Source organism: Clostridium sp. AM25-23AC (assembly GCF_003435125.1).
Classification (GTDB): Bacteria; Bacillota; Clostridia; order Lachnospirales; family Lachnospiraceae; genus Pilosibacter; species Pilosibacter fragilis.
The window spans coordinates 259-1,349 of sequence record NZ_QWGI01000088.1 but is presented as its reverse complement, the minus strand read 5'-3'; the positions used below and the strand labels follow the sequence as shown (position 1 = coordinate 1,349).

Here is a 1,091-nt window from a genome sequence, read left to right as displayed (position 1 = left end):
GCGATGGAGTTAGGCCCTCTGTTCGGACTCTGGCTCCAGTCCTTCCTGATCCAGCTTACCATGATTGCCTTAAACATCGTGATTTTCGTTATCGTATATGGCCGTATGATTGAAATTTATTTACTCACAAGTTTAGCGCCTATCCCGTTTGCCACCGTCCCCAACAGGGAAACCGGACACATGGGGCAGAACTATTTCCGCTCCCTCTTTGCGGTGGGCTTTCAAGGTCTATTGATCTTAGTCTGTGTCGCCATCTATGCGGTGCTGATCCAGAGTATCGCCACCGACGGCGACCCCATCGGGGCGATCTGGGGCTGCGTGGGATATACGGTGCTGCTGTGTTTTACCTTATTCAAAACAGGCAGTCTTGCAAAATCCATCTTCGGCTGCCATTAAGAGACTTCGGGCCATGCTGACCCGAAGCGGAAAGGAGGCGGTATGCCTCGGCGTTACAAACAGGGTGCGGACGGACAGCCGCACCCGGCTTTCTATGGAAAGCTCCCCGAAGAATTTTCTAAAGCAGACACCATGCGCTTTATGGTGGAAACCGATCTGAAACTGTCCGGGTGCGTATCGGCGGACATGCTGGCGGCACTCCGGGCGGAAGGCTATGACTACAAGGACGGGAACCTTGTTCCCGCCGGAAAGGAGGAAACCATGCAGGAAAAGGTTGCAAACACCACCCCGGCCGCACCGTTGAAGCTGGATGTAAGCGTGCGGGTCATCGAACCTGTGAAAAATCTGATGGGCTTTGCCAGCGTGAAATTCAATGACTGCTTTGTGGTGGAAAATCTGAAAATCGTACAGGGCAGCAAGGGCCTCTTTCTTGGGATGCCCAGCCAGCCGGACGGCAAAGGCGGCTATCGGGATATGGCCTACCCTGTCACAAAGGAGTTCCGGGAACAGCTCAATACTGCTGTTCTGCAAGCCTATGAGGCAAAGCTGGAACAGATGGCGGAGCGCGGCTCTGTGGGGCGTGCGTCCATCAGCGACCAGCTCAAAGCCGGAAAAGCGGCTGCCGAACAGGCAAAGGCAGAGCGGCCTCCGAAGGAAAAGCCCAGCCGCAGCGCAGAGCGTTGACCTCGGGCCAT

At 55.4% G+C, this 1,091-nt stretch carries 2 protein-coding genes; both read left to right on the top strand.

The annotated features are described in order from the left end of the window. A partial coding sequence (locus DW677_RS17995; protein WP_242992223.1) for a VirB6/TrbL-like conjugal transfer protein, CD1112 family occupies nucleotides 1-396 on the top strand: 396 nt, incomplete at its 5' end. Nucleotides 397-438: 42 nt separating this feature from the next. Then, nucleotides 439-1,080 (top strand): septation protein SpoVG family protein, encoded by a 642-nt coding sequence (locus tag DW677_RS17990; protein ID WP_181968390.1) that lies wholly within the window; start codon nucleotides 439-441, stop codon nucleotides 1,078-1,080. The last annotated feature ends 11 nt before the right edge of the window (nucleotides 1,081-1,091 follow it).